This window comes from Streptomyces sp. NBC_01474, assembly GCF_035918215.1.
Taxonomy (GTDB): domain Bacteria; phylum Actinomycetota; class Actinomycetes; order Streptomycetales; family Streptomycetaceae; genus Streptomyces; species Streptomyces aureus.
On the sequence record NZ_CP109449.1, the window covers coordinates 3,853,089 to 3,875,757 of the forward strand.

Consider the following 22,669-nt stretch of genomic DNA (forward strand, 5'->3'; position numbering starts at 1 on the left):
GCCGTACGGTTTCTGCAGATGAGAGAAACACCCCGCCCACAGGGGACTGTGGGCGAAACCGGGACGGAGCCTCCCCAGCCCCGCCCTGGTCGTGCCCTCGCGCACACACCCGGAGCTTCTGGCTCCGGAACTCCTCACCGATCGGATGGCCGCCCGCCCCAAACCCCCCGGGGCGTGCGGCAAACCGGTCAGATCGGCCGTCTCGGAACTACCCCCCCTGTTCCGGGGCGGCCGATCATTTTCCGGTGGGCCGCCGTTCTGAGCGCCCTGTTCTTCCTCTTCCTCACCTGGCAGATCGCCGTCGGCGGTGCGCTGCGCCGCGCGGACGAACGCCTCGGTGACGCGATCGGATCCAGCGGCCTGTCGAAGCGGGCCGCCGAGCTCCTCGCCGACCTCGGCAACATCACCGTCGCCCTCCCGGTCCTCGCCGCCGTCCTCGGCTACGCCGCCTGGCGCGCCCGCCGCGACGGCGTGCCCCGCTGGTGGACGCGCCCCGGCACCGCCGCGCTCACGATGACCGCCGTCCCGCTCCTGGTCGTCCCGATCAAGGAGACCGTCGCCCGGACGGGCCCTGCCGTGATGGGCCCCGGCACCGGCTTCTACCCGTCGGGACACGCGACGACGGCGGCGGTCGCGTACGGCGCCTGCCTGCTGCTCCTGCTGCCGTACGTGCGCGGCGCCTACGTTCGCCGCGAACTCGTCATCGGCTACACCGTCCTGAACGCGGCCGTCGGTCTCGGCCTGGTGCGGCGCGGCTACCACTGGCCGCTGGACGTCGTCGGCGGCTGGTGCCTCTCGGTGGTCCTGCTGTACGTGATGTGCGCGGTGTGGGCGGGCCGGGCGCCGCGCGGCTGACCCGGCCGGCCCATCGGGCTACTCGTGCGGGTCGTCCCGCGCGAGCTGCGCCGCCGCCTCGTGCATCGCCAGTTCCAGGACGGTCGGGTCGGTGAGGGTGCCCGAGCCGTCGGGCGGGATCAGCCAGCGGACCCCGCCGGCGGCGCGACCCGGAAAGGGATGCGGCACGACGATCCAGGTGCCGCGGCCGGCGCCCCGCACCCCCGTGCCGAGCCAGCGGGTGGCCGTGCCGGAGGGCACGAAGAAGCCCATGCGGGCGTCACCGAAGTCGGCGAGCACGGGGCCCGGCCGGTCTATGACGCGGGTGAGCACGTCCAGCGTCGGATACCCCAGCTCGCCGGGGAGGATCAGTACGTCCCAGAGCCTGCCCGCGGGAAGGAGCGCGACCCCGAGGGGGTTGCGCTCCCATTCCCAGCGGCAGGCGTCCGGGTCAGGCGCCACGGACGCCAGCCACTCGACCGCCGACTTCGCCCCCGAGCCAGTCATGGCGGGACCTCCTCTTCCTGGTACGCAGTTGCCGAAAGCTGTGCGTGTCACCAGGGAGAGGAGGCCGGGCCGCGAGCATTACGCGGGTTCTGCCCACTGGTTGTCGCGGACTCGGGTCAGCTGTCGAAGCCGAGGCCCGCCTTGTCCATCGCCTTCAGCCACAGGTTGCGCCGGCCGCCGTTGTCGTCGGCGCGCGCCAGGGACCACTTGGTGAGCGCGATCCCGGTGTAGGCGAACGGCTCGGGCGGGAAGGGTAGCGGCTTCGTGCGGACCATCTCCAGTTCCGTACGCTCCGTGCGCTCGCCGGAGAGCAGGTCGAGCATCACGTCCGCGCCGAAGCGGGTCGCGCCCACGCCGAGGCCGGTGTATCCGGCGGCGTACGCGACGCGGCCCTTGTGGGCCGTACCGAAGAACGCCGAGAAGCGGGAGCACGTGTCGATGGCGCCGCCCCACGCGTGACTGAAGCGCACCCCTTCCAGCTGCGGAAAGCAGGTGAAGAACTGGCCGGCGAGCTTCGCGTACGTCTCGGGCCTGTGGTCGTACTCGGCGCGCACCCGGCCGCCGTAGGGATAGATCGCGTCGTAACCGCCCCACAGGATCCGGTTGTCCGCGGACAGCCGGAAGTAATGGAACTGGTTGGCCGAGTCGCCGAGGCCCTGGCGGTTCTTCCAGCCGATGGAGGCCAGCTGCTCGTCGGTCAGGGGCTCGGTCATGAGCGCGTAGTCGTAGACCGGGACGGTGTACGAGCGCACGCGCTTGACCAGGGACGGGAAGACGTTCGTGCCGAGCGCGACGTGCTGGGCGAAGACGCGCCCGTAGGGGGTGCGGACCGCGGTCCCGGCGCCTGACGAGGAGAGTTTGAGCGCGGGGGTGTGCTCGTGGATGCGCACGCCGAGGTCGAGGCAGGCCTGCTTGAGCCCCCAGGCGAGCTTGGCGGGATGCAGCATCGCGACACCGCGCCGGTCGTACAGGGCGCCGAGGAAGGTCGGCGAGTCGACCTGTTCGCGGGTCGCGTCGGCGTCGAGCAGCTCGGTGCCGCCGGCGAGCCCGGCCTCGGTCAGTTCCTGGTGGAACTCCTGGAGTTCGGTGACCTGGTGCGGCTCGGTGGCCACGTCCAGTTCGCCGGTGCGCTCGAAGTCGCAGTCGATGGAGTAGCGGGCGACCGCGTCCTCGATCGCGTCGAGGTTGCGGTTGCCGAGCTCCTCCAGCTTCCCGATCTCGCCGGGCCAGCGGGCCAGTCCGTTCGCGACGCCGTGCGTGAGGGAGGCGGCGCAGAAGCCTCCGTTGCGGCCGGACGCCGCCCAGCCCACCTCCTGCCCTTCGAGCAGGACCACATCGCGCCCGGGGTCGCGCTCCTTGGCGAGGAGCGCGGTCCACAGGCCGCTGTAGCCGCCGCCGACGACCAGCAGGTCGCAGCGTTCGTCACCGGTCAGCGCCGGCCGGGCCTCGGGCCTGCCGGGGTCGTCCAGCCAGTAGGACAGCGGCTTGGCGTCCGCCAGTGACTTGATCCAGTCGGTACCACGGTTCATGGCACGTGCGGCCATGATTTCAACTCCCTCAAACTGCCTTGTTCTTACGCTTGCCGACCAGCATCGCGGCAAGGACGAGCAGCACGGCGACGATGAACATCGCCGTACCGATGACATTGATCTGAACGGGCGTACCGCGCTGCGCCGATCCCCAGACGAACATGGGGAAGGTCACGGTCGAGCCCGCGTTGAAGTTGGTGATGATGAAGTCGTCGAAGGAGAGCGCGAAGGCGAGCAGCGCGCCTGCGGCGATGCCCGGCGCGGCGATCGGCAGAGTGACCCGTACGAAGGTCTGGACGGGACCGGCGTAGAGGTCCTGGGCGGCCTGTTCGAGGCGCGGGTCCATCGACATGACGCGCGCCTTGACGGCCGTCACGACGAAGCTGAGGCAGAACATGATGTGGGCAATGAGGATCGTCCAGAAGCCGAGCTGCGCGCCCATGTTGAGGAAGAGCGTGAGCAGCGAGGCGGCCATGACGACCTCGGGCATCGCCATCGGCAGGAAGATCAGCGAGTTCACGGCGCCGCGGGCGCGGAAGCGGTAGCGGACCAGGGCGAAGGCGATCATCGTGCCGAGGACGGTGGCGCCGATGGTCGCCCACAGGGCGATCTGGAGGCTCAGCGACAGTGAGCCGCACATGTCGGCAACGCCGCAGGGGTTCGTCCACGCGTCGAGCGAGAACTGCTGCCACTCGTAGTTGAAGCGTCCCTTCGGCTTGTTGAAGGAGAACACCGTCACGACGACGTTGGGCAGGAGCAGATAGCCGAGGGTGACCAGACCCGCGATGACGACGAGATTGCGGCGCAGCCAGCGTACGAAGGGCATCAGACCAAGTCCTCCGTTCCGGACCGGCGGATATAGACGGTGACCATGATCAGGATCGCGGCCATCAGGATGAAGGAGAGCGCCGCCGCCGTCGGGTAGTCCAGGATGCGCAGGAACTGCGTCTGGATGACGTTGCCGACCATGCGGGTGTCGGTGGAGCCGAGCAGGTCCGCGTTGACGTAGTCACCGGCGGCGGGGATGAAGGTGAGCAGCGTGCCGGAGACGACGCCCGGCATGGAGAGCGGGAACGTCACCTTGCGGAAGGTGGTGGCGGGCGTGGCGTACAGGTCACCCGCGGCCTCGTGCAGCCGGCCGTCGATGCGCTCCAGCGAGGTGTAGAGCGGCAGGATCATGAAGGGCAGGAAGTTGTACGTGAGTCCGCAGATCACGGCGAGCGGGGTCGCGAGGACGCGGTCGCCGTCCGTCATGCCGATCCAGCTCGTGACATCCAGGATGTGCAGGGCGTTCAGCGTGCTGACGACCGGGCCGCTGTCGGACAGGATCGTCTTCCAGGCCAGCGTGCGGATCAGGAAGCTGGTGAAGAACGGCGCGATGACGAGGATGAGGACGACGTTGCGCCAGCGTCCCGCGCGAAAGGCGATGAGGTAGGCCAGCGGGTAGCCGAGCGCCAGGCACAGGATCGTGGCCGCGCCCGCGTACAGCACCGAGCGCAGGAACTGCGGCCAGTAGTCGCCGAGCGCGTCCCAGTAGGTCGCGAAGTGCCAGGTGACCTTGAAGCCGTCCTCCAGGGAGCCCGTCTGGATCGACGTGGACGCCTGGTAGACCATCGGCAGGGCGAAGAAGACGACCAGCCAGAGCAGGCCGGGCAGCAGCAGCCAGTAGGGGACGAGGCGACCGCGCTTGCGGGGCCTGCGGGGTGCTTGAACCGGGGCGTCGATCGGCGCCGCCGGCGTCTTGGTGACGGTCGTCATGCGGCAGCGTCCTCCTCGACCTTCGCGGCGCCCGCCTCAATGTCCTGGGCGGCGTCGAGGCCGAAGGTGTGCGCGGGGTTCCAGTGCAGGACGACCTCGGCGCCGGGGGCGAGCCTGCTGTCGCGCTCGATGTTCTGGGAGTAGACCTCGAAGGCGTCGCAGAGCGGGCTGTCGATGACGTACTGCGTGGAGACGCCGATGAAACTGCTGTCCGCGACGCGGCCGGTGATGCGGTTACGGCCGTCGGGTATGGAGCCCGCGTCGTCGGCGTGGGTGAGGGAGATCTTCTCGGGGCGCACGCCGACGAGGACCTTCCCGCCGGTGGCGGTGGCGGCCGTACAGCGGGCTGCGGGCAGTACGAGCTTGCCGCCGCCGGCCTTCAGGGTGAGGTCCTCGCCGCTGCGGCCGGCCACCTCGGCCTCGATGAAGTTCGACGTGCCGAGGAAGTTGGCGACGAACGTGGAACCCGGGTTCTCGTACAGGTCGGCCGGGGCGCCCAGCTGTTCGACGCGGCCCGCGTTCATCACGGCGACGGTGTCGGCCATGGTCATGGCCTCCTCCTGGTCGTGCGTGACATGGACGAACGTGATGCCCACCTCGGTCTGGATGCGCTTGAGTTCGAGCTGCATCTGGCGGCGCAGCTTGAGGTCGAGGGCGCCCAGCGGCTCGTCGAGGAGCAGCACCTTGGGGTGGTTGATCAGGGCGCGCGCCACGGCGACGCGCTGCTGCTGGCCGCCGGAGAGCTGGTGCGGCTTCTTGCGGGCCTGCTCGCCGAGCTGGACCAGGTCGAGCATCTCCCCGACCTGCTTCTTCACGGACTTGATGCCGCGTCGGCGCAGCCCGAAGGCGACGTTCTCGAAGATGTCGAGGTGCGGGAAGAGCGCGTACGACTGGAAGACGGTGTTCACCGGGCGCTTGTAAGGGGGCAGCGCGGTGACGTCCTGGTCGCCGAGCATGACCGTGCCGGAGCTGGGCTCCTCGAGCCCCGCGATCATCCGCAGGGTCGTGGTCTTGCCGCAGCCCGAGGCGCCGAGGAGGGCGAAGAAGGAGCCCTGCGGCACGGTCAGGTCCAGCGGCTTGACGGCGGTGAAGGAGCCGTAGGTCTTGCTGATCCCGGCAAGGCGGACGTCGCCGCCGTTTTCTGTCGTCATGGTGCAGTCCAGGGAGTCGTGGGGTCAGGGGGCTCGGTGCTGCGGTTCTCACGCGCCGGTGAGCTGGGCGAACTTCTCCTCGAACGCCTTGTCTTCCTTGGACGTGAGCGAGCGGAAGCCGTGTGCCTTGGCACTCATGGTCTTGTCGGGAACGATCAGCGGGTCGTTCGCGATCTTCTTGTCGATCTTGGCGAGTTCGGGCTTCACGCCGTCGACGGGGGTGACGTAGTTGATCCACGCGGCCAGCTCGGCGGCGACCGGAGGCTCGTAGTAGTAGTCGATGAGCCTTTCGGCGTTCGTCTTGTGACGGGCCTTGTTGGGGATCAGCATGTTGTCCGTCCCGTACATGAACCCGCTGTCGGGGATGTGGAACTTGATGTCGGGGTTGTCCACCTGGAGCTGCACGATGTCGCCCGACCAGGCGAGACAGGCCGCGAGGTCGCCCTTGCTCAGGTCGGAGATGTAGTCGTTGCCGGTGAAGCGGCGGACCTGCTTGCTGTCGACGGCCTTCTGCATCCGGGCTATCGCCGCGTCGAAGTCGTCGGAGGTGAAGGTGCCCGGGTCCTTGCCCATGTCGAGCAGCATCATCCCGACGGTGTCGCGCATCTCGGAGAGCAGGCCGACCTTGCCCTTCAGCTTGGGGTCGTCGAGCAGCTGCGAGACCGAGGTGACCTCCCTGCCGTTCGTGGCCTTGGTGTTGTACGCGACGACCACGGCGATGCCCTGCCACGGGTACGAGTAGGCGCGGCCCGGGTCCCAGTCGGGGCTGCGGAACTGCGGGGACAGGTTCGCGTACGCGTGGGGCAGGTTGGCGGGGTCGAGCTTCTGGACCCAGCCGAAGCGGATCAGCCGCGCGGCCAGCCAGTCGGTCAGGACGATGAGGTCCCGGCCGGTGTCCTGGCCCGCCGCGAGCTGCGGCTTGATCTTGCCGAAGAACTCGACGTTGTCGTTGATGTCCTCGGTGTACTTGACCTGGATCCCGGTGCGCTTGGTGAACGCGTCCAGGGTGGGCCGGTGCTTCTCGTCGTCGCTGAGGTCGATGTACTCGGTCCAGTTGGAGAAGTTGACCACCTTCTCCTTGTCCGAGTGGTCCTCGGACGAGACGCCGCCCTGGGTCTTGCCCGCCGCGGGGATGCCGCAGGCGCTCAGCGACCCGATCCCGCCGACGGCGAGCGCGCCGCCCGCGGAGGCGCGCAGCAGGGAACGGCGGGTCATGGCCGCCCTGCCGTTGCGGAAACTGCGCCGCATGGCGGCGAGTTGTACCGGGGACAGGCTGTCGGGCTCGTACTGCTCCATGCGCTTGGATGCCCTTTCGGGAGGGTCCCTTGCGGGAGGGTGTGCGGCCGCCCTGTGGGCGGCCCGATGACTATCGGTCCCCGAAGATCGTGCGGTGCCAGTCCTTCCGGGCGACCGCGGTGTTGTCGAACATGACGTGCTTGATCTGCGTGTACTCCTCGAAGGAGTAGGCAGACATGTCCTTGCCGAAGCCGGACGCCTTGTAGCCGCCGTGCGGCATCTCGCTGAGGATCGGGATGTGGTCGTTGACCCAGACGCAGCCGGCCTTGATGTCGCGGGTGGCGCGGTTCGCCCGGAACACGTCCCTGGTCCAGGCCGAGGCGGCCAGGCCGTAGGGGGTGTCGTTGGCGAGGCGGATGCCCTCGTCGTCGCTGTCGAAGGGCAGCACGACGAGTACCGGGCCGAAGATCTCGGCCTGGACGATCTCACTGTCCTGGGCGGCGTCCGCGACGAGGGTCGGCCGGTAGTACGCGCCCTGCTTGAGGTCGCCCTGGGGGATGACACCGCCGGCGACCACGCGCGCGTAGGAGCGGGCCCGGTCGACGAATCCGGCGACGCGGTCGCGCTGGGCGTGCGAGATCAGCGGGCCGAGGTCGGTGTCCGGGGCGAACGGGTCGCCGACCCGGATGCCTTCCATGAGGTCGGCCACGCCCTGCACGAAGGCGTCGTAGAGGGGGCGCTGCACGTACGCGCGCGTGGCGGCGGTGCAGTCCTGGCCCGTGTTGATGAGGGCACCCGCGACCGCGCCGTGCACGGCTGCCTCCAGGTCGGCGTCGTCGAACACGACGAACGGCGCCTTGCCGCCGAGCTCCAGATGCAGCCGCTTCACGGTGGAGGTGGCGATCTCGGCGACGCGCTTGCCGACGCCCGTCGACCCGGTGAAGGAGGTCATGGCGACGTCGGGGTGTCCGACGAGGTGCTCGCCGGCGTCCCTGCCCGCGCCCGTGACGATGTTGACGACACCGTCGGGGATGCCCGCCTCGGTCGCGGCCTGCGCGAACAGGAGGGAGGTGAGCGGGGTCAGCTCGGCGGGCTTGAGCACGATGGTGTTGCCCGCCGCGATCGCCGGAAGGACCTTCCAGGCGGCCATCTGGAGCGGGTAGTTCCAGGGAGCGATGGACCCGACGACACCGATGGGCTCGCGCCGCACGTACGAGGTGTGGTCGCCGCTGTACTCGCCGGCGGACTGGCCCTGGAGGTGCCGGGCGGCGCCCGCGAAGAACGCGGTGTTGTCGACGGTCCCGGGGACGTCGAACTCGCGGCTCAGCTTGAGGGGCTTGCCGCACTGCAGGGACTCGGCCTGTGCGAGGTCCTCGGCGCGCTCGGCCAGGACGCCCGCGAAGCGGTGCATCGCGTCGGAACGCTCGCCCGGCGTGGCGCCGGCCCAGCCGGGGAAGGCCTCGCGGGCCGCGGCCACGGCGGCGTCGACGTCCTCGGTGCCGGCCAGCTCGTACGTGTAGACGTCCTGGCCCGTGGCCGGGTCGACCACTGCGTGGGTGCGGCCGGATGTGCCCTTGGTGAGACGGCCCGCGATGTACTGGGCGCCTTCGGCGAACCGGTCCTGGGCCTGGAAGCGGGTGCTGTTGCCAGGGTTGTGCATTATCGCTCTCCTCCGCCGGAGCCCCGTCCCGCGGGGCCGGCGTAGCTCCAGCTCGATTTGAGTGCCGATCCTGGCAGAGGCGATGTACTGCAACAAGTGATTCCGTTGTTGCCTTTTGGTTACGCGACGGAATCTGTCGACCAGGTGTCGAGTCCCCCTGAAGAACCAAGGACGGAGTGTCCGTGGTGCATGCCAGACTCGCGTGCATGGGGAAGACCGACAGACTTGAGGGGAACGCTGCCGTCCACGACCGGGACTCGCTGGTCAGGGCGGTGGAAGCGGGTGTACGGGTCAAGTACCTGCACTTCTGGGGGCACACACCGCGGGCGGACGGCACGGTCGGGGCGAGCTGCCTCAGTCAGTGGTGGGTCGCGCCGTTCACGGTGGACGGGGTCGAGTACGCGACGGCCGAGCACTGGATGATGGCCGCGAAGGCCCGGCTGTTCGGGGACGCGGAGGCCGAGCGCAGAGCCGTCGGGGCGGCACATCCCTCGCAGGCCAAGAAGGCGGGGCGTCTCGTGCGCGGCTTCGACGAGGACACCTGGGCGCGAGAGCGGTTCGGGATCGTCGTCGAGGGCAGCGTGCACAAGTTCGCGGCGCACGCGGATCTGCGGGAGTTCCTGCTCGGGACGGGCGAGCGTGTCCTGGTCGAGGCCAGCCCGCTCGACCGCGTGTGGGGCATCGGACTCGCGGCCGACGCGGAGGCCGCCGGCGACCCGCGACGGTGGCTGGGGCCCAATCTGCTCGGGTTCGCGCTGATGGCGGCGCGTGAGCGGCTGGCGGACCGGGCCTGACGGCCCGGCCCCCGTTGCCGGCGTTCTGCTTGCCGGTGTCCTACGTGTCGATGCCTTACGTGCCGGTGTCCTACGTGTCTTCGTCCTACCGGGCGGCGGAGTAGCCGCTGTCGTCGCTGCTGTCGCTGCCGCTCGACGAGCCGCTGTCGGCGATGACGAAGAACATCAGGACCAGCGCGAGCACCAGTCCGCCGATGCCGCAGATCAGTCCGGCCAGCGCCTGGCCGCGGTTCGTGGCCTCGCCCCGGGTCGCCTTCGCGCGGCCGATGGCGCCGAAGATGATGGCGAGGATCCCGACCACGATCGCGATCGGCCACAGGATGAAGCCGACGGCCGAGATGATCCCGAGCGTCAGGGCGGCGACGCCCATGCCGTTCGCGGGCCGCGGCTGCATCCCGGGCCAGCCGTAGCCGGGACCTCCGTAGGGCATCGGGGCCGGGCCGGTCGCTGCGTGGCGTCCGTAGCCGTACGCGGCGGCCGGGTAGCCGTAGTGCATCTGCCCGGGCCCGTCGGGCGAGACGGGCGGCGGGGGCACGGGCTCTCCGGGCGGCGCGAAGGGGTTGGCCCCCGGCGCCCAGGGGGCCCCGGCCTGCGTCGCCGGGTAGCCGGGAGGCATCGCGTAGGGGGCACCCGGCGACTGGGCGGGTGAGTACGGGTACTGCGGCTGTTGTGACCAGCGGCCGGGGGCCGGCGCGGCGCCCGGGGACGGCGGGGCGAACGGGTTGTACGGCTCGCCGGGCGGAGTGGGCGAGGACGGGGGCGAAGGCGCGGCGAAGGCGTCCACCTGCGTCTCGGCGTGGGACGGCGGCGTGAACGGGTCCACCTGTGTCTCCCCCTGCGACGGCGGGGCGAACGGGTGCACGGGCGCGGGACCAGCCGGCCCGGCGGCGTTCTGCGGCACCGCGTCCCGCGGGCCCGGGTCCGCCGGGGCCGCCCACGGGTCCGATTCCCGTTTCCCCAGAGACACCCTGCCGTCAGGCGGGTCCCCCGCACCCCGGCCCCCCGGCCCTGTCCCCCGCTCCGGCGAAGTGGCCGGACCGTTGGCGCCCTCGGCGCCCTCTCTGCCCTCTGTGTCCTCGGACATCGCTCGCTCGTCCCCTTCTTCTCCCACCCAGACGTCCCGTCATGCTACGGCCGCCGCCGGGGCGTGGCCGGGGGACGCCTACGATGACTGCGACCCACCGATCAGCCGATCAACCAAGTTCCTGGGGAGGAATCCGTGACCGATCTGCATGCCTTCATCGCCGGACTGCCAAAGGCAGAGCTGCATGTGCACCACGTCGGCTCGGCGTCCCCCCGGATCGTCTCCACGCTCGCGGCCCGCCACCCGGACTCCAAGGTCCCCACAGACCCCGAGGCGCTGGCCGACTACTTCACGTTCACGGACTTCGCGCACTTCATCGACGTATACCTCTCGGTCGTCGATCTCGTGCGCACTCCGGAGGACGTCCGCCTCCTCACGTTCGAGGTCGCGCGGGACATGGCCCGGCAGAACGTGCGCTACGCCGAGCTGACCATCACCCCGTACTCCTCCGTCCGCCGCGGCATCGACGAGTACGCCTTCATGGAGGCCATCGAGGACGCCCGCAAGGCGGCCGAGGCCGAGTTCGGCACCGTGCTGCGCTGGTGCTTCGACATCCCCGGCGAGGCGGGGCTCGAGTCCGCCGAGGAGACCGTGCGGCTCGCGACCACCGACACGATCCGCCCGGAGGGCCTGGTCTCCTTCGGGCTCGGCGGTCCCGAAATCGGCGTGCCGCGACCCCAGTTCAAGCCGTACTTCGATCGCGCGATCGCCGCGGGCCTGCACTCCGTGCCGCACGCCGGCGAGACGACGGGCCCCGGGACGGTCTGGGACGCGCTGGTCCACCTCGGCGCCGAACGCATCGGCCACGGCACGACGTCCGCCCAGGACCCGAAGCTCCTCGCCCACCTCGCCGAGCACCGCATCCCGCTCGAGGTCTGCCCGACGTCGAACATCGCGACGCGCGCCGTGAAGACCCTCGAGGAGCACCCCATCAGGCAGTTCGTCGACGCCGGGGTCGTCGTCACCGTCAACTCCGACGACCCGCCGATGTTCGGCACGGACCTCAACACCGAGTACGCCGTCGCCGCCCGCCTCCTCGACCTCGACGAGCGGGGCGTGGCCGCGCTCGCCAGGAACGCGGTGGACGCGTCGTTCCTCGACGAGCCGGGCAAGACCCGTATCGCCGCGGAGATCGACACCTACACGGACACGTGGCTCGCCCGGGCGTGACCGGCTGACCACAATGGGGCCATGCGTACCGTGACTGCCGTGGCCCACCGGGGCGACCCCTACCGCGTCCGCGAGAACACCCTCGCCTCCCTGCGCTCCGCGCTGGAGCGGGGGGCGGACGCGGTCGAGATCGACGTCCGTCTGACCCGCGACGGCGTGCCCGTACTGCTGCACGACTCCACGCTCAAGCGGCTGTGGGACCACGACCGCCCGCTCTCCGCGCTCTCGTACGACGAGGTGCGCGGCGTCACCGCGGGCGGCGTGCCCACCCTCGAACAGGCCCTTGAGGTACTGGCCGAGCGGCGGGTGATGGTGGACCTGCCGGGCGCGGACGTGCGCACGGTCCGTACGGTCATCGGCGTCATCCGTGACTGCGGCGCCGGCGAGCGTGCCTACTACTGCGCGGGCGCGGAGACGATGCTGACGGTGCGGCGCGCGGACCCGGCCGCCGAGATCGCGCTGACCTGGACGACGCTGGCCCCGCCGCGGCCCGGCGTGCTGGAAGCGATCAGGCCCACCTGGCTCAACTACCGTTTCCCGCTGGTCGGTCGGGAGCTGACGGCCCATGTGCACCGCCAGGGCCTGCTGGTCTCCGCGTGGACCCCGGACACGAAGTCGGCGATGCGGCGTCTCCTGGACCTCGGCGTCGACTCGGTCACGACGAACCGCATCGACGTCCTGTGCGGGCTGCGCGGCGACTGATCGCCCGGCCCTCCGCGACCTGTCGCGGGGGCCTCGGCATGGCAGTCATCAGGCGCTGACCTGCCCGCTTGCACCCGTCCGTGCGACGTTAGCCTGTTCGAGTGGCGCATCTCACGCCACGGCCTTAGCGTCGGAACGAGCACCACGGGGCCCAGGGCCCCCCGATCGGCCGGGAGCATATTTTGCGGAGCAACTCACTGAAGGCAGCGCTCGCACTCTGTGCAGCCGCGTCCCTCGCAGCAGCCATGGCTCCGGCCTCCGCCTCCGCCGCGGCGCCGAAGCCGCAGCATGGGACCGGCGCCCCCGTGATCGTCAGCTGCACCTGGCAGCCGCAGGTGCGACCCACGGACTTCCTGCTCGCGTGCGGGGACGGCAACAGCCGCCTCGCCTCGCTCCACTGGTCGCAGTGGGGCCCGAGCAAGGCGGTGGCCACGGGCACGAGCTGGGTGAACGACTGCAAGCCGTACTGCGCCGCGGGCAAGTTCCGCTCGTACCCCGTCACGGTCCGCCTCGACCACCCGCAGTCCTGGACCAAGCACCGGAACACCCAGCACTACTCCCGCATCACGCTCACCTACCCGAACGGCCACCCGGACGCGTTCCAGCAGGTCACGACCACTCCACTGTGGAACTGAGCGGGCCGGAACCGGCGGGCCCCCTCGCACCATCCCGCGATCTCACAACCCCGCGATCGTGTTCCACCGCTTGGCGAGTTCCGGGCGCTCCTCGGACGTGATGTCGCGCGCGATCGCGAGGCGTCGGCGCATCGTGTCGTCGGGGAAGATCAGCGGGTCCTCGGCGAGTGCCGCCGTGTCCTTGTCCTTCGAGTCGGCGAGGATCTCGCGGGCGGCCGGCACGGGGCTCACGTAGTTGACCCAGGTGGCCAGCTCGGCGGCGACCTCCGGCCGGTAGTAGTAGTCGATGAGGGTCTCGGCGTTGCGCTTGTGGTCGGCGAGGTTGGGGATCATCAGCGACTCGGCCCACAGCTCGCCGCCCTCCTCGGGCACGACGAACTCGATGTCCGGGTCGTCGGCCTTGAGCTGGATGACGTCACCGCTGTAGGCCTGGCAGGCGAGGACGTCGCCGCTGGAGAGGTCCTTGATGTAGTCGTTTCCGGTGAAGCGGCGGATGTGATGGCTCTTGACGAGCTTCTCGACCTGGTCGCACACGCGGTGGAAGTCGTCCGGGGTCCACCGGGTGATGTCGACGCCGTTGCCCTGCATGAGCAGCGCGAACGACTCGTCGAGCCCGGACAGCAGCGTGACCTTGCCCTTGAGGTCGGCCGCCCACAGGTCGGACACATGCTTGATCTCGCGCCCGACCCTGCGCTTGTTGTACGCGATGCCGGTGATGCCCGACTGCCACGGCACGGTGTACTTGCGGCCGGGGTCGAAATGCGGTGAACGCAGCAGCGGGTCGAGGTACTTGGCGACGTGCGGCTGCCGGGCACGGTCCATCTCCTGGACCCAGCCGAGCGTCACGAACTTGGCGCACATCCAGTCGCTGATGACGATGAGGTCCCGGCCGGTCTTCTGATGGTTCATCAGGGACGGGCTGATCTTGCCGAAGAACTCGTCGTTGTCGTTGATCTCTTCGATGTACTTGACATCGATCCCGGACTGCTTCCGGAAGCCGTCGAGCGTGGGTCGCTTCGACGGATCGTCGTCGTCGACGTCGATGTAAAGCGGCCAGTTGGCGAAGACGAGCCGCTTGTCGCTGCCGGAGCGGTCGGTCGCGGCGCGGTCCCCCGGCGCGACGTAGGCGGCGGGCACACCGCATCCCGAGGCGAGCGCGCCGACCGCCGCGGCCGTGGCACCTCCGCCCAGGGCACGCATCAGGGAACGGCGGGACAGGGACGGCTTGGGGTTCATCGAGGTCGCTCGCACCTGTGCAGGATGCCCGTGACCAGCGGGGCCGGACAATGGACGCTGCGTCAAGCCGACGGGGTGAGAGCCGACACACTGTCGATCACCCGGCACCCCGCCGCACACCCGCCTGCCCCGGACACGCGACCGCCCCCGCGCGGCCGGAGCCACGCGGGGGCGGGTGGAGCGAGTCGGTGCCGGTGCTCAGCCCTCGATCGACGTCATGACGTGCTTGATGCGCGTGTAGTCGTCGAAGCCGTACGCCGACAGGTCCTTGCCGTAGCCGGACTTCTTGAAGCCGCCGTGCGGCATCTCGGCGACCAGCGGGATGTGGGTGTTGATCCACACACAGCCGAAGTCGAGGATCTTGGACATACGCATCGCGCGCGCGTGGTCCTTCGTCCAGACCGAGGAGGCCAGCGCGTACTCCACGCCGTTCGCCCACTCGACGGCCTGCGCCTCGTCCGCGAAGGACTGGACGGTGATGACCGGGCCGAAGACCTCGTTCTGGATGATCTCGTCGTCCTGCTTGACGCCCGAGACGACGGTCGGGGCGTAGAAGTAGCCCTTGTCGCCGACCCGGTGGCCGCCGGCCTCGACCTTGGCGTGCGCGGGCAGGCGCTCGATGAAACCGGTGACCTGGGCGAGCTGGTTCGGGTTGTTGAGGGGGCCGTAGAGCACGTCCTCGTCGTCCGGCTGGCCGGTCTTCGTGTCGGCCGCCGCCTTGGCGAGGGCCTGGACGAACTCGTCGTGGATGGACTCGTGGACGAGGACACGGGTGGCTGCGGTGCAGTCCTGGCCCGCGTTGAAGAAGCCCGCCACCGAGATGTCCTCGACGGCCTTGGCGATGTCGGTGTCCTCGAAGACGACGACCGGGGCCTTGCCGCCGAGCTCCAGGTGGACGCGCTTGACGTCCTTGGCGGCGGACTCGGCCACCGAGATGCCGGCGCGCACGGAGCCGGTGATGGAGGCCATCGCCGGGGTCTTGTGCTCGACCATCGCGCGGCCGGTCTCGCGGTCACCGCAGATGACGTTGAAGACGCCCTTGGGGACGATGGAGCCGATGATCTCGGCGATCAGAACCGTGGAGGCCGGGGTGGTGTCCGACGGCTTCAGGACGACCGTGTTGCCCGCGGCGAGCGCCGGGGCGAACTTCCATACAGCCATCATCATCGGGTAGTTCCACGGCGCGACCTGGGCGCAGACGCCGATGGGCTCGCGGCGGATGATCGAGGTCAGGCCCTCCATGTACTCGCCGGCCGAGCGGCCCTCGAGCATGCGCGCCGCACCCGCGAAGAAGCGGATCTGGTCGACCATGGGCGGGATTTCCTCGGACCGGGTCAGGCCGGTCGGCTTGCCGGTGTTCTCGACCTCGGCGGCGATGAGCTCCTCGGCCCGCTCCTCGAACGCGTCCGCGATCTTGAGGAGGGCCTTCTGGCGCTCACTGGGGGTGAGGTCGCGCCAGGCCGGGAACGCGGCCGCGGCGGCGGCCATGGCGGCGTCCACGTCGGCGTCGCCGGACAGGGGGGCGGTCGCGTACGCCTCACCGTTGGCCGGGTTGACCACCTCGGTGGTCCGTCCGTCGGCGGCGTCCCGGAACTCACCGTCGATGTAATTGCGCAGACGACGCAGCTCGCTGGTCACTGAGGCGGCCCTCCTGGTCGGATGTCCATTGGATGAGATACCACCCTAATCGGTAGTCCCACGCTTTCAACACCCCCCGACCTGCCGGATCTGCGAAATCCGTGAACTTCGAGCCCTCAAACAACGAATTTCATCGATCCGGGCTTGCGGAACTGTCGACTCCTCGTGCATGGTGGGGGACGTGGCCAGTCGCAGCGCAGACCCAAAGGGATCGAGGAACGGCACCGGCACCCCGCCGCTCGACGCCGTTTCCCTCGCCATCATCGAACAGCTCCAGGAAGACGGCCGTAGGCCGTACGCAGCTATCGGCAAGGCCGTGGGCCTCTCGGAAGCGGCCGTGCGACAGCGCGTCCAGAAGCTGCTCGACCAGGGCGTGATGCAGATCGTCGCCGTCACGGACCCGCTCACCGTGGGCTTCCGACGCCAGGCGATGGTCGGCATCAACGCGGAGGGTGACCTCGACCCCGTCGCCGAAGCGCTGACGGCCATGCCGGAAGTCGAGTACGTGGTCATGACCGCGGGCTCGTTCGACCTCCTCGCGGAGGTCGTGTGTGAGGACGACGACCAACTCCTGGACGTCATCAACAAACGCATCCGGACCCTTCCCGGCGTGCGCTCCACCGAGAGCTTCGTCTACCTCAAGCTCAAGAAGCAGACCTATATGTGGGGAACCCGATAGCCGTGAGCAAGGACCTCAGCCGAACCGCGTACGACCACCTGTGGATGCACTTCACCCGCATGTCGTCCTACGAGAACGCGCCCGTTCCCACCATCGTGCGTGGCGAGGGCACCTACATCTACGACGACCAGGGCAAGAAGTACCTCGACGGGCTCTCCGGCCTGTTCGTGGTGCAGGCCGGCCACGGACGCCGGGAGCTTGCCGAGGTCGCCGCCAAGCAGGCGACCGAGCTGGCTTTCTTCCCCGTGTGGTCGTACGCCCACCCGAAGGCCGTGGAGCTGGCCGAGCGCCTCGCCCACTACGCCCCGGGTGACCTCAACAAGGTCTTCTTCTCCACCGGTGGTGGCGAGGCCGTCGAGACCGCCTGGAAGCTTGCGAAGCAGTACCACAAGCTCAACGGCAACCACACCAAGTACAAGGTCATCTCCCGCGCGGTCGCCTACCACGGCACCCCGCAGGGCGCCCTGTCGATCACCGGCCTGCCGGCCCTGAAGGCCCCCTTCGAGCCGCTGGTCCCGGGCGCGCACAAGGTGCCGAACACCAACATCTACCGCGCCCCGATCCACGGCGACGACCCGGTGGCCTTCGGACGCTGGGCCGCCGACCAGATCGAGCAGGAGATCCTCTTCGAGGGCCCCGAGACCGTCGCCGCGGTCTTCCTCGAGCCGGTGCAGAACGCCGGTGGCTGCTTCCCGCCGCCGCCCGGCTACTTCGAGCGCGTGCGCGAGATCTGCGACAAGTACGACGTACTGCTCGTCTCGGACGAGGTCATCTGCGCCTTCGGCCGCCTCGGCACGATGTTCGCCTGTGACAAGTTCGGCTACATCCCGGACATCATCACCTGCGCCAAGGGCATGACCTCGGGCTACTCCCCGATCGGTGCGACCATCGTCTCCGACCGGATCGCGGCGCCGTTCTACCAGGGTGACAACACCTTCCTGCACGGCTACACCTTCGGTGGCCACCCGGTCTCCTCGGCCGTGGCGCTCGCCAACCTCGACCTGTTCGAGCGCGAGGGTCTCAACCAGCACGTGCTCGACAACGAGGCCAGCTTCCTCAAGACGCTGCAGAAGCTGCACGACCTGCCGATCGTCGGCGACGTCCGCGGCAACGGCTTCTTCTACGGCATCGAGCTCGTCAAGGACAAGGACACCAAGGAGTCCTTCACGGACGAGGAGTCGGAGCGCGTGCTCTACGGCTTCGTGTCCAAGAAGCTCTACGAGTACGGCCTGTACTGCCGCGCCGACGACCGTGGTGACCCGGTCATCCAGCTGTCGCCGCCGCTGATCTCGGACCAGTCCACCTTCGACGAGATCGAGGGCATCATCCGCCAGGTCCTCACGGAGGCCTGGAGCAAGATCTGAGCCTGACGGCTCCCGCGGCCCGGCTGCGCCCATCCGAGTGAGATGGGGGCGGCCGGGCCGCGTCATTTCCCGACCCGCGCCGGCGAATACCTAGCGTGCCCAGTGACCGATCGGCCCTGCCTTCGTTCCCCCGTAAGGGGGACGGCTCGTCTTACGGCATTTCTGATCTGCAGTCTCTGAACGAGGTGTTCGCCATGGTGGCCCCGCCGGACAACGACGTGCTCTGGGCACGCGCCCTGCACTTCTCCCACAACGGCTCGCCCGCGCTCACCGGCGTCTCGCTCGGTGTCCGCGAGGGCGAGATCCTCGCCGTCACAGGGCCGCGCGGCAGCGGCAAGACGACGCTCCTGCAGTGCCTCTCCGGCCAGCTCCTGCCACAGCAGGGCGAGGTCTGGTTCAACAGCACCCCCGTGCACACCATGGGCCCGCTCGTCAGGGAACGGCTGCGCCGCGACCGCTTCGCCTGGATCGACCCCGAGCCCCACCTCGTGCCCGAGCTGAACGCCTGGGAGAACACGGCACTCGCCCTGATGATGCGCGGCGGCAGCCGCCGCGCCGCCAAGGCCAGCGCCCTGGAGTGGCTGGAGCGCCTCGACATCGGCATGTGCGCCCGCAAGCGCCCGCACGCCCTGATCCAGTCGGAACGCCAGCGCGTCGCCATCGCCCGCGCCCTGGTCACCGCGCCCTCGGTGCTCTTCGCCGACGAGCCCACCGCGCCCCTGCACCGCGCCGACCGCGCCCACGTCCTGCGCACCCTGATGGCCGCGTCCCGCTCGCACGGCATCACCGTCGTCCTCGCCACGCACGACACCGAGGTGGCCGCCCTGGCCGACAGCACGATGTCGCTCCTCGACGGGCGCCGCGTGAACACGGTCCATCTGCCCGGGGTACCCGGCAGCACCGACGCGGAAGGCCGGGCCGCGTGCTCGCTCTCCGTCTAGCCCGCGGGGGCCAGCCCGTCGTCCAGCTCCGCAGGTTCCTGGTCGCGGCCGCCTCCGCCGGCACCGGATTCCTCCTGCTGTGCACGCTCGGCTACGCGATGGGCCACCCCGAAGCCTCCACCGGATCCGTACTGCGTCTGGCCTGGTGCGTGGTGCCGATCGCCGCGACCGTCCACCTCGCCGTCGCCGTAGCCCGCACCGACCCGGGCACCAGGCCGCGTCCCGGACTGTCCGCGGTCGGCCTCGGCCCGGCACGCCTCACGCTCATCTCGGCGATCTCCACCGCGGTCGCCTGCACGCTCGGCTCGATGCTGGCGCTGCTGGTCTTCCTGCACCTGCGTGGCGACCTCTCCGGACTGCCCTTCGACGGCGCGGCACGCGGTCTCCTCGCCGCCGACCGGCCCCTGCCCCTGCCCGCCACCCTGACCCTGCTCGCCCTGGTCCCGCTCGCCGCGTCCGGCGCCTCCGCCCTCGTGCTGCGCCCGCGCGCCGCCAAGGCCGGCGAGCCCCAGCCGGACCCACGCGATCCCGCCCCCCCGGTGCCCGCGCCGACCGGCCTGCCCTGGGGCGTGGCGTTGCTGGCCATGGGCCTCGCCGTGGAGACATACGCCTCCCACGCGCACGGCACCGCGGGGTTCCCCATGCCGGGCGGTCTCGGCGGCAGCCCGGCGGGTGTGCTGGCCGGCTGGACACTGACGGCCCTCGGCCTCGCGCTCGCGGGTCCCGGACTCACCTACCAGTGCGGCCGGGCCCTTCAGTCGGTGCGGCCCGGGGCGGCACGGCTCCTGGCGGGCCGGGTGCTCCAGGAGGAGGCCCGTCGTATCGGCCGCCCCCTGGGCGTGGTCTGCGCGGTGGCCTCCGGCGCGTACGCGGGGCTCACCCTCTGGTCGGGACGTCAGCCCGACCTCGGCCCGCTGTCCGCGCTCGGCGCCGTCCTCGTCATGGGCTGCACGGTCGCCACGCTCCTGACGGCCGCGATCGAGGCCAAGCACGCCCGCTCCGACACCACGGCCGCCCTGCTCCGGCTCGGTGCCCCCACGAGTCTCCTCCGGGGCGCGGCCGGGCTGCGCGCGGCGGCACTGCTCGCCGTGTTCGGGCTGCTGACATGGGCCGTCGCCGAACTGGCGGCGCTGCCGCTCGCGCCCTGAGCGGGGCCCTCACCCTCTCGTTGCGGCCCCCGAAAAAGATCGAAAGAAAGTTCGCGGCGGGCGATGAGTTACGGGCGAGCGGCACGTCTAACCCTGCGTACGGCACAGCGACGCAACACCGAGACCAGCGAGCGAAAGAGACGGCCCCACCATGTACCAGCAGATGATCTTCCCGAACCTCGCCGTGAACGACCTCGACGCGTCGAAGAAGTTCTTCACCGAGCTCGGGTACTCGATCAACCCGCAGTTCTCCGACGAGACCTGCGCCTCCGTGGTGGTCAGCGAGCACATCGTGGTCATGCTGCTCACCAAGAAGAAGTACGCCGCCTTCACGAAGAAGACGATCGTCGACTCGACCAAGAACACCGAGGTGCTCCTGTGTCTGAGCGCCGAGAGCCGCGAGAAGGTCGACGAGCTCGTCGACAAGGCGATCGCCGCGGGCGGCACCGAGACCGGCGAGAAGCAGGACCACGGCTTCATGTACGGGCGCGCCTTCGACGACCCGGACGGCCACACCTGGGAGATCATGTGGATGGACCCGGCGGCCGTCCAGGGCTGATCTTCGGGAGTGCGGCGCCCTAGCATGGGCGGGTGCAGACCCCTGAACCCGCCCCGCGCAGGCCCGCGATCCCGCACACGGACGCCGGCCGTGAGATCGAGACCCTCGACGAGTTCGACGAGGTCGTGGCCGCTCACGGCTCACTCGCCGGACGCCGCGTGCAGGCCGTCGACCTGACGGAACGTACGGACGAGCTGCTCACCCTGGACGCCGAGGGCGCCGTCTTCCTCGGCTGTCCGATGGGGCCCGACGCCGCGGCGCGGATCCGCGCCACCGGCGCCCTGGTCTTCCCGCCGGTCCCGGGCCTCCCCTTCGACCCGTACCGGGGCCGTCTCTACTCCCCCGACGAGCTGTTCGCGGGGCTCGCGGAGGGCGGATACGAGTCGACGCCGGACGCCCGCGCGTACCACTGGTTCCAGCAGACCAAGGCCGACCACGACGTCTTCGCGTCGATGCTGCGGGCCGTGCACGACGACTCCGTCTCCGACGCCCTCGACGAACTCCTCGTCGGCACAAGGGTGGTGGGGGTCATGGGCGGTCACGCGATGGCGCGCGGCACGGACGGGTACGCGGGCGCGGCGCGGCTCGGCAGGACGCTCGCGCGGTCCGGGGTCACCGTCGCCACGGGCGGCGGTCCGGGCGCGATGGAGGCGGCGAACCTGGGCGCGTACGCGGCACGGTTCGACGACGGGATGCTGACCGAGGCGCTCCGGCTCCTGTCCGCCGCCCCCTCGTTCACCCCGTCCGTCACGGCGTGGGCGTCGGCCGCCTTCGAGGTGCGCTCACGCTGGCCGGACGGCGGCGACTCGGTCGGCATCCCCACCTGGTTCTACGGGCACGAGCCGCCGAACGCCTTCGCCGGGCACATCGCGAAGTACTTCGCGAACGCCACCCGCGAGGACGGCCTCCTGGCCCGCTCGAACGCGGGCGTGGTCTTCCTGCCGGGCGCGGCCGGCACCGTCCAGGAGATATTCGACAACGCGACGCCGAACTACTACGAGTCCCGGGGCGCGCCCACCCCCATGGTCCTCGTCGGCCGCGCCCACTGGACGGAGCGCCTGCCGGCCTGGCCGCTGCTCACCGCCCTGGCCCGCGAACGCTCGATGGACGCGCGGATCGCCCTGGTGGACACGGTGGAGGAAGCGGCGGACGCGCTCGCGAAGCCGGACTGAGCTCTTCTGCGGGCTGAACTCCTTGGCGGACGGCTCGGACGCCGGGCCTGGGCTACCCGAACGTCGCCCGTGCCAGCCAGAAGTCCAGCAGCTCCCGCTCCCCCAGGACCTCCACGCGCCCGCCGTCGAGGGGCGCGCGCCGATAGAACGCGAGCAGCACATCGGTCAGCGGCCCCCGCAGGGCGACGGTCGCCTTCTCGTGGCCGCGGCGCCAGGTGAACCCGTCCTCGCCCAGCTCGACCAGCCATTCGGCGTTCAGTTCCGCCGGTGCGTCCGTGGCGTGGAGGTGCAGGCTGCGCCCGCCGTCGCGCAGCTCGGCTGCGGTGTCGGACGGGTCCGACCGCTGGGCGTGAGCGACGATCTGCAGCCACTCGTCGATCGCGTCGGCGGCGAGCTCGGGTGCCACCTCGTACGCGGCCCGCGCCGTGAGCGCCGCGTCCGCCCGGTGGATCACGGTCTCGTGCGTCATGCGGCGCGCCCAGAACCCCGTGGTGTGCTGCCAGGACCATGCCCATACCCGGGTGTCGGGGCCGGCGGCGTGCAGCGTCCGCGCGGTCAGCTCGGCGCCTTCCATGAGCCAGGCCGCGAGCTCGGCCGGGTCGTCGCTCCCCGGCCCTTCGAAGCCCAGCACCTTCTCGTCGGGGATCTCCTCGGTGGCCCCGGTCCGTACGATCGCCTCGACCCAGCGGTGCGCGCCGCCGAGGTGGACGACGAGGTCGCGCAGGGTCCAGTCGGGGCAGGTCGGCACGGTCGCCGTGAGGTCGGCACCGACGAGATGCCCGGCCAACAGGGCGGTCTGCGCGACGACTTCGTCGCAGTAGCGGTCATGGGTGAGCTGTCCGGATGCCGCGGTCTCCGTCGTCATGGAGCGG

General features: G+C 70.3%; 22 protein-coding genes. 11 read left to right on the forward strand and 11 right to left on the reverse strand.

Annotated features, from left to right (window positions below):
• Positions 1–174 precede the first annotated feature (174 nt).
• On the forward strand, positions 175–855 hold the full coding sequence (locus tag OG758_RS17660) for a phosphatase PAP2 family protein (RefSeq protein ID WP_326710910.1): 681 nt from the start codon (positions 175–177) through the stop codon (positions 853–855).
• Positions 856–873: 18 nt separating this feature from the next.
• Here OG758_RS17660 and OG758_RS17665 read toward each other — a convergent pair whose 3' ends face one another.
• The 7 genes from OG758_RS17665 to OG758_RS17695 form a co-directional block, all read right to left on the reverse strand.
• The gene (locus tag OG758_RS17665) at positions 874–1,341 is read right to left on the reverse strand and encodes a hypothetical protein (protein WP_326710911.1); all 468 of its coding nucleotides are present in this window, start codon (positions 1,339–1,341) and stop codon (positions 874–876) included.
• A 116-nt stretch (positions 1,342–1,457) separates the two neighbouring features.
• Positions 1,458–2,885 carry an NAD(P)/FAD-dependent oxidoreductase gene (locus OG758_RS17670; protein ID WP_326710912.1) on the reverse strand — a complete coding sequence of 476 codons (1,428 nt, stop codon included), beginning with the start codon at positions 2,883–2,885 and terminating at the stop codon, positions 1,458–1,460.
• Between the two features lie 13 nt (positions 2,886–2,898).
• A complete protein-coding gene (locus OG758_RS17675) occupies positions 2,899–3,696 on the reverse strand; it encodes an ABC transporter permease (RefSeq protein WP_266559476.1) in 798 nt (265 codons plus the stop codon).
• Positions 3,696–4,628: an ABC transporter permease gene (locus OG758_RS17680; RefSeq protein WP_326710913.1), complete on the reverse strand. Its 933-nt coding sequence runs from the start codon at positions 4,626–4,628 to the stop codon at positions 3,696–3,698. The genes OG758_RS17675 and OG758_RS17680 overlap by 1 nt, the downstream gene beginning before the upstream one ends.
• The gene (locus OG758_RS17685) at positions 4,625–5,779 is read right to left on the reverse strand and encodes an ABC transporter ATP-binding protein (protein WP_326710914.1); all 1,155 of its coding nucleotides are present in this window, start codon (positions 5,777–5,779) and stop codon (positions 4,625–4,627) included. Before OG758_RS17685 ends, OG758_RS17680 begins: the two co-directional genes overlap by 4 nt.
• A 48-nt stretch (positions 5,780–5,827) precedes the next feature.
• Entirely contained in the window at positions 5,828–7,075 is a 1,248-nt protein-coding gene (locus OG758_RS17690) for a polyamine ABC transporter substrate-binding protein (protein WP_326710915.1), read from the reverse strand.
• Positions 7,076–7,145: 70 nt separating this feature from the next.
• Positions 7,146–8,675: a gamma-aminobutyraldehyde dehydrogenase gene (locus tag OG758_RS17695; RefSeq protein ID WP_266559484.1), complete on the reverse strand. Its 1,530-nt coding sequence runs from the start codon at positions 8,673–8,675 to the stop codon at positions 7,146–7,148.
• A 206-nt stretch (positions 8,676–8,881) separates the two neighbouring features.
• Here OG758_RS17695 and OG758_RS17700 point away from each other — a divergent pair, with 206 nt between their 5' ends.
• On the forward strand, positions 8,882–9,469 hold the full coding sequence (locus OG758_RS17700) for an NADAR family protein (protein ID WP_326710916.1): 588 nt from the start codon (positions 8,882–8,884) through the stop codon (positions 9,467–9,469).
• Positions 9,470–9,554: 85 nt separating this feature from the next.
• On the opposite strand, the gene OG758_RS17705 is transcribed toward OG758_RS17700, so the two are convergent.
• The gene (locus tag OG758_RS17705) at positions 9,555–10,292 is read right to left on the reverse strand and encodes a DUF4190 domain-containing protein (protein ID WP_326710917.1); all 738 of its coding nucleotides are present in this window, start codon (positions 10,290–10,292) and stop codon (positions 9,555–9,557) included.
• 396 nt (positions 10,293–10,688) lie between these two features.
• On the opposite strand from OG758_RS17705, the gene OG758_RS17710 reads away from it, so the two are divergent.
• The 3 genes from OG758_RS17710 (at position 10,689) to OG758_RS17720 (ending at position 13,060) form a co-directional block, all read left to right on the forward strand.
• Positions 10,689–11,723, forward strand: a complete 1,035-nt coding sequence (locus OG758_RS17710) for an adenosine deaminase (RefSeq protein ID WP_326710918.1) — start codon at positions 10,689–10,691, stop codon at positions 11,721–11,723.
• Between the two features lie 21 nt (positions 11,724–11,744).
• Positions 11,745–12,425 (forward strand): glycerophosphodiester phosphodiesterase, encoded by a 681-nt coding sequence (locus tag OG758_RS17715; RefSeq protein ID WP_326710919.1) that lies wholly within the window; start codon positions 11,745–11,747, stop codon positions 12,423–12,425.
• 245 nt (positions 12,426–12,670) lie between these two features.
• Positions 12,671–13,060, forward strand: coding sequence for a hypothetical protein (locus tag OG758_RS17720; RefSeq protein WP_326710920.1), 390 nt, complete (start codon positions 12,671–12,673; stop codon positions 13,058–13,060).
• A gap of 42 nt (positions 13,061–13,102) precedes the next feature.
• Here the strand turns inward: OG758_RS17720 and OG758_RS17725 are convergent, their stop codons facing one another.
• Positions 13,103–14,296 (reverse strand): polyamine ABC transporter substrate-binding protein, encoded by a 1,194-nt coding sequence (locus OG758_RS17725; RefSeq protein ID WP_326715949.1) that lies wholly within the window; start codon positions 14,294–14,296, stop codon positions 13,103–13,105.
• Positions 14,297–14,494: 198 nt separating this feature from the next.
• Positions 14,495–15,934, reverse strand: a complete 1,440-nt coding sequence (locus tag OG758_RS17730) for a gamma-aminobutyraldehyde dehydrogenase (RefSeq protein WP_100595095.1) — start codon at positions 15,932–15,934, stop codon at positions 14,495–14,497.
• Between the two features lie 181 nt (positions 15,935–16,115).
• On the opposite strand from OG758_RS17730, the gene OG758_RS17735 reads away from it, so the two are divergent.
• From OG758_RS17735 to OG758_RS17760, 6 genes are all read left to right on the forward strand, one after another.
• Entirely contained in the window at positions 16,116–16,613 is a 498-nt protein-coding gene (locus OG758_RS17735; RefSeq protein WP_100595184.1) for an Lrp/AsnC family transcriptional regulator, read from the forward strand.
• On the forward strand, positions 16,598–17,977 hold the full coding sequence (locus OG758_RS17740; RefSeq protein ID WP_326710921.1) for an aspartate aminotransferase family protein: 1,380 nt from the start codon (positions 16,598–16,600) through the stop codon (positions 17,975–17,977). The genes OG758_RS17735 and OG758_RS17740 overlap by 16 nt, the downstream gene beginning before the upstream one ends.
• A gap of 194 nt (positions 17,978–18,171) precedes the next feature.
• Complete coding sequence (locus OG758_RS17745; protein WP_326710922.1) at positions 18,172–18,918, forward strand: ABC transporter ATP-binding protein; 747 nt, start codon at positions 18,172–18,174, stop codon at positions 18,916–18,918.
• Positions 18,900–20,066, forward strand: coding sequence for a hypothetical protein (locus OG758_RS17750; protein ID WP_326710923.1), 1,167 nt, complete (start codon positions 18,900–18,902; stop codon positions 20,064–20,066). The genes OG758_RS17745 and OG758_RS17750 overlap by 19 nt, the downstream gene beginning before the upstream one ends.
• A gap of 151 nt (positions 20,067–20,217) precedes the next feature.
• Complete coding sequence (locus OG758_RS17755) at positions 20,218–20,625, forward strand: VOC family protein (RefSeq protein WP_326710924.1); 408 nt, start codon at positions 20,218–20,220, stop codon at positions 20,623–20,625.
• A gap of 32 nt (positions 20,626–20,657) precedes the next feature.
• On the forward strand, positions 20,658–21,797 hold the full coding sequence (locus OG758_RS17760) for an LOG family protein (protein ID WP_326710925.1): 1,140 nt from the start codon (positions 20,658–20,660) through the stop codon (positions 21,795–21,797).
• A gap of 52 nt (positions 21,798–21,849) precedes the next feature.
• Here OG758_RS17760 and OG758_RS17765 read toward each other — a convergent pair whose 3' ends face one another.
• Positions 21,850–22,662: a maleylpyruvate isomerase family mycothiol-dependent enzyme gene (locus tag OG758_RS17765; protein WP_326710926.1), complete on the reverse strand. Its 813-nt coding sequence runs from the start codon at positions 22,660–22,662 to the stop codon at positions 21,850–21,852.
• Positions 22,663–22,669 lie beyond the last annotated feature (7 nt).

Excerpts from the sequence above, each read along its gene's own strand:
- OG758_RS17665 (WP_326710911.1), bottom strand. The coding sequence starts at position 1,341 with ATGACTGGCTCGGGGGCGAAGTCGGCGGTCGAGTGGCTGGCGTCCGTG.
- OG758_RS17670 (WP_326710912.1), bottom strand. The coding sequence starts at position 2,885 with ATGGCCGCACGTGCCATGAACCGTGGTACCGACTGGATCAAGTCACTG.
- OG758_RS17675 (WP_266559476.1), bottom strand. The coding sequence starts at position 3,696 with ATGCCCTTCGTACGCTGGCTGCGCCGCAATCTCGTCGTCATCGCGGGT.
- OG758_RS17680 (WP_326710913.1), bottom strand. The coding sequence starts at position 4,628 with ATGACGACCGTCACCAAGACGCCGGCGGCGCCGATCGACGCCCCGGTT.
- OG758_RS17685 (WP_326710914.1), bottom strand. The coding sequence starts at position 5,779 with ATGACGACAGAAAACGGCGGCGACGTCCGCCTTGCCGGGATCAGCAAG.
- OG758_RS17690 (WP_326710915.1), bottom strand. The coding sequence starts at position 7,075 with ATGGAGCAGTACGAGCCCGACAGCCTGTCCCCGGTACAACTCGCCGCC.
- OG758_RS17695 (WP_266559484.1), bottom strand. The coding sequence starts at position 8,675 with ATGCACAACCCTGGCAACAGCACCCGCTTCCAGGCCCAGGACCGGTTC.
- OG758_RS17700 (WP_326710916.1), top strand. The coding sequence starts at position 8,882 with ATGGGGAAGACCGACAGACTTGAGGGGAACGCTGCCGTCCACGACCGG.
- OG758_RS17715 (WP_326710919.1), top strand. The coding sequence starts at position 11,745 with ATGCGTACCGTGACTGCCGTGGCCCACCGGGGCGACCCCTACCGCGTC.
- OG758_RS17720 (WP_326710920.1), top strand. The coding sequence starts at position 12,671 with ATGGCTCCGGCCTCCGCCTCCGCCGCGGCGCCGAAGCCGCAGCATGGG.
- OG758_RS17725 (WP_326715949.1), bottom strand. The coding sequence starts at position 14,296 with ATGAACCCCAAGCCGTCCCTGTCCCGCCGTTCCCTGATGCGTGCCCTG.
- OG758_RS17745 (WP_326710922.1), top strand. The coding sequence starts at position 18,172 with ATGGTGGCCCCGCCGGACAACGACGTGCTCTGGGCACGCGCCCTGCAC.
- OG758_RS17755 (WP_326710924.1), top strand. The coding sequence starts at position 20,218 with ATGTACCAGCAGATGATCTTCCCGAACCTCGCCGTGAACGACCTCGAC.
- OG758_RS17765 (WP_326710926.1), bottom strand. The coding sequence starts at position 22,662 with ATGACGACGGAGACCGCGGCATCCGGACAGCTCACCCATGACCGCTAC.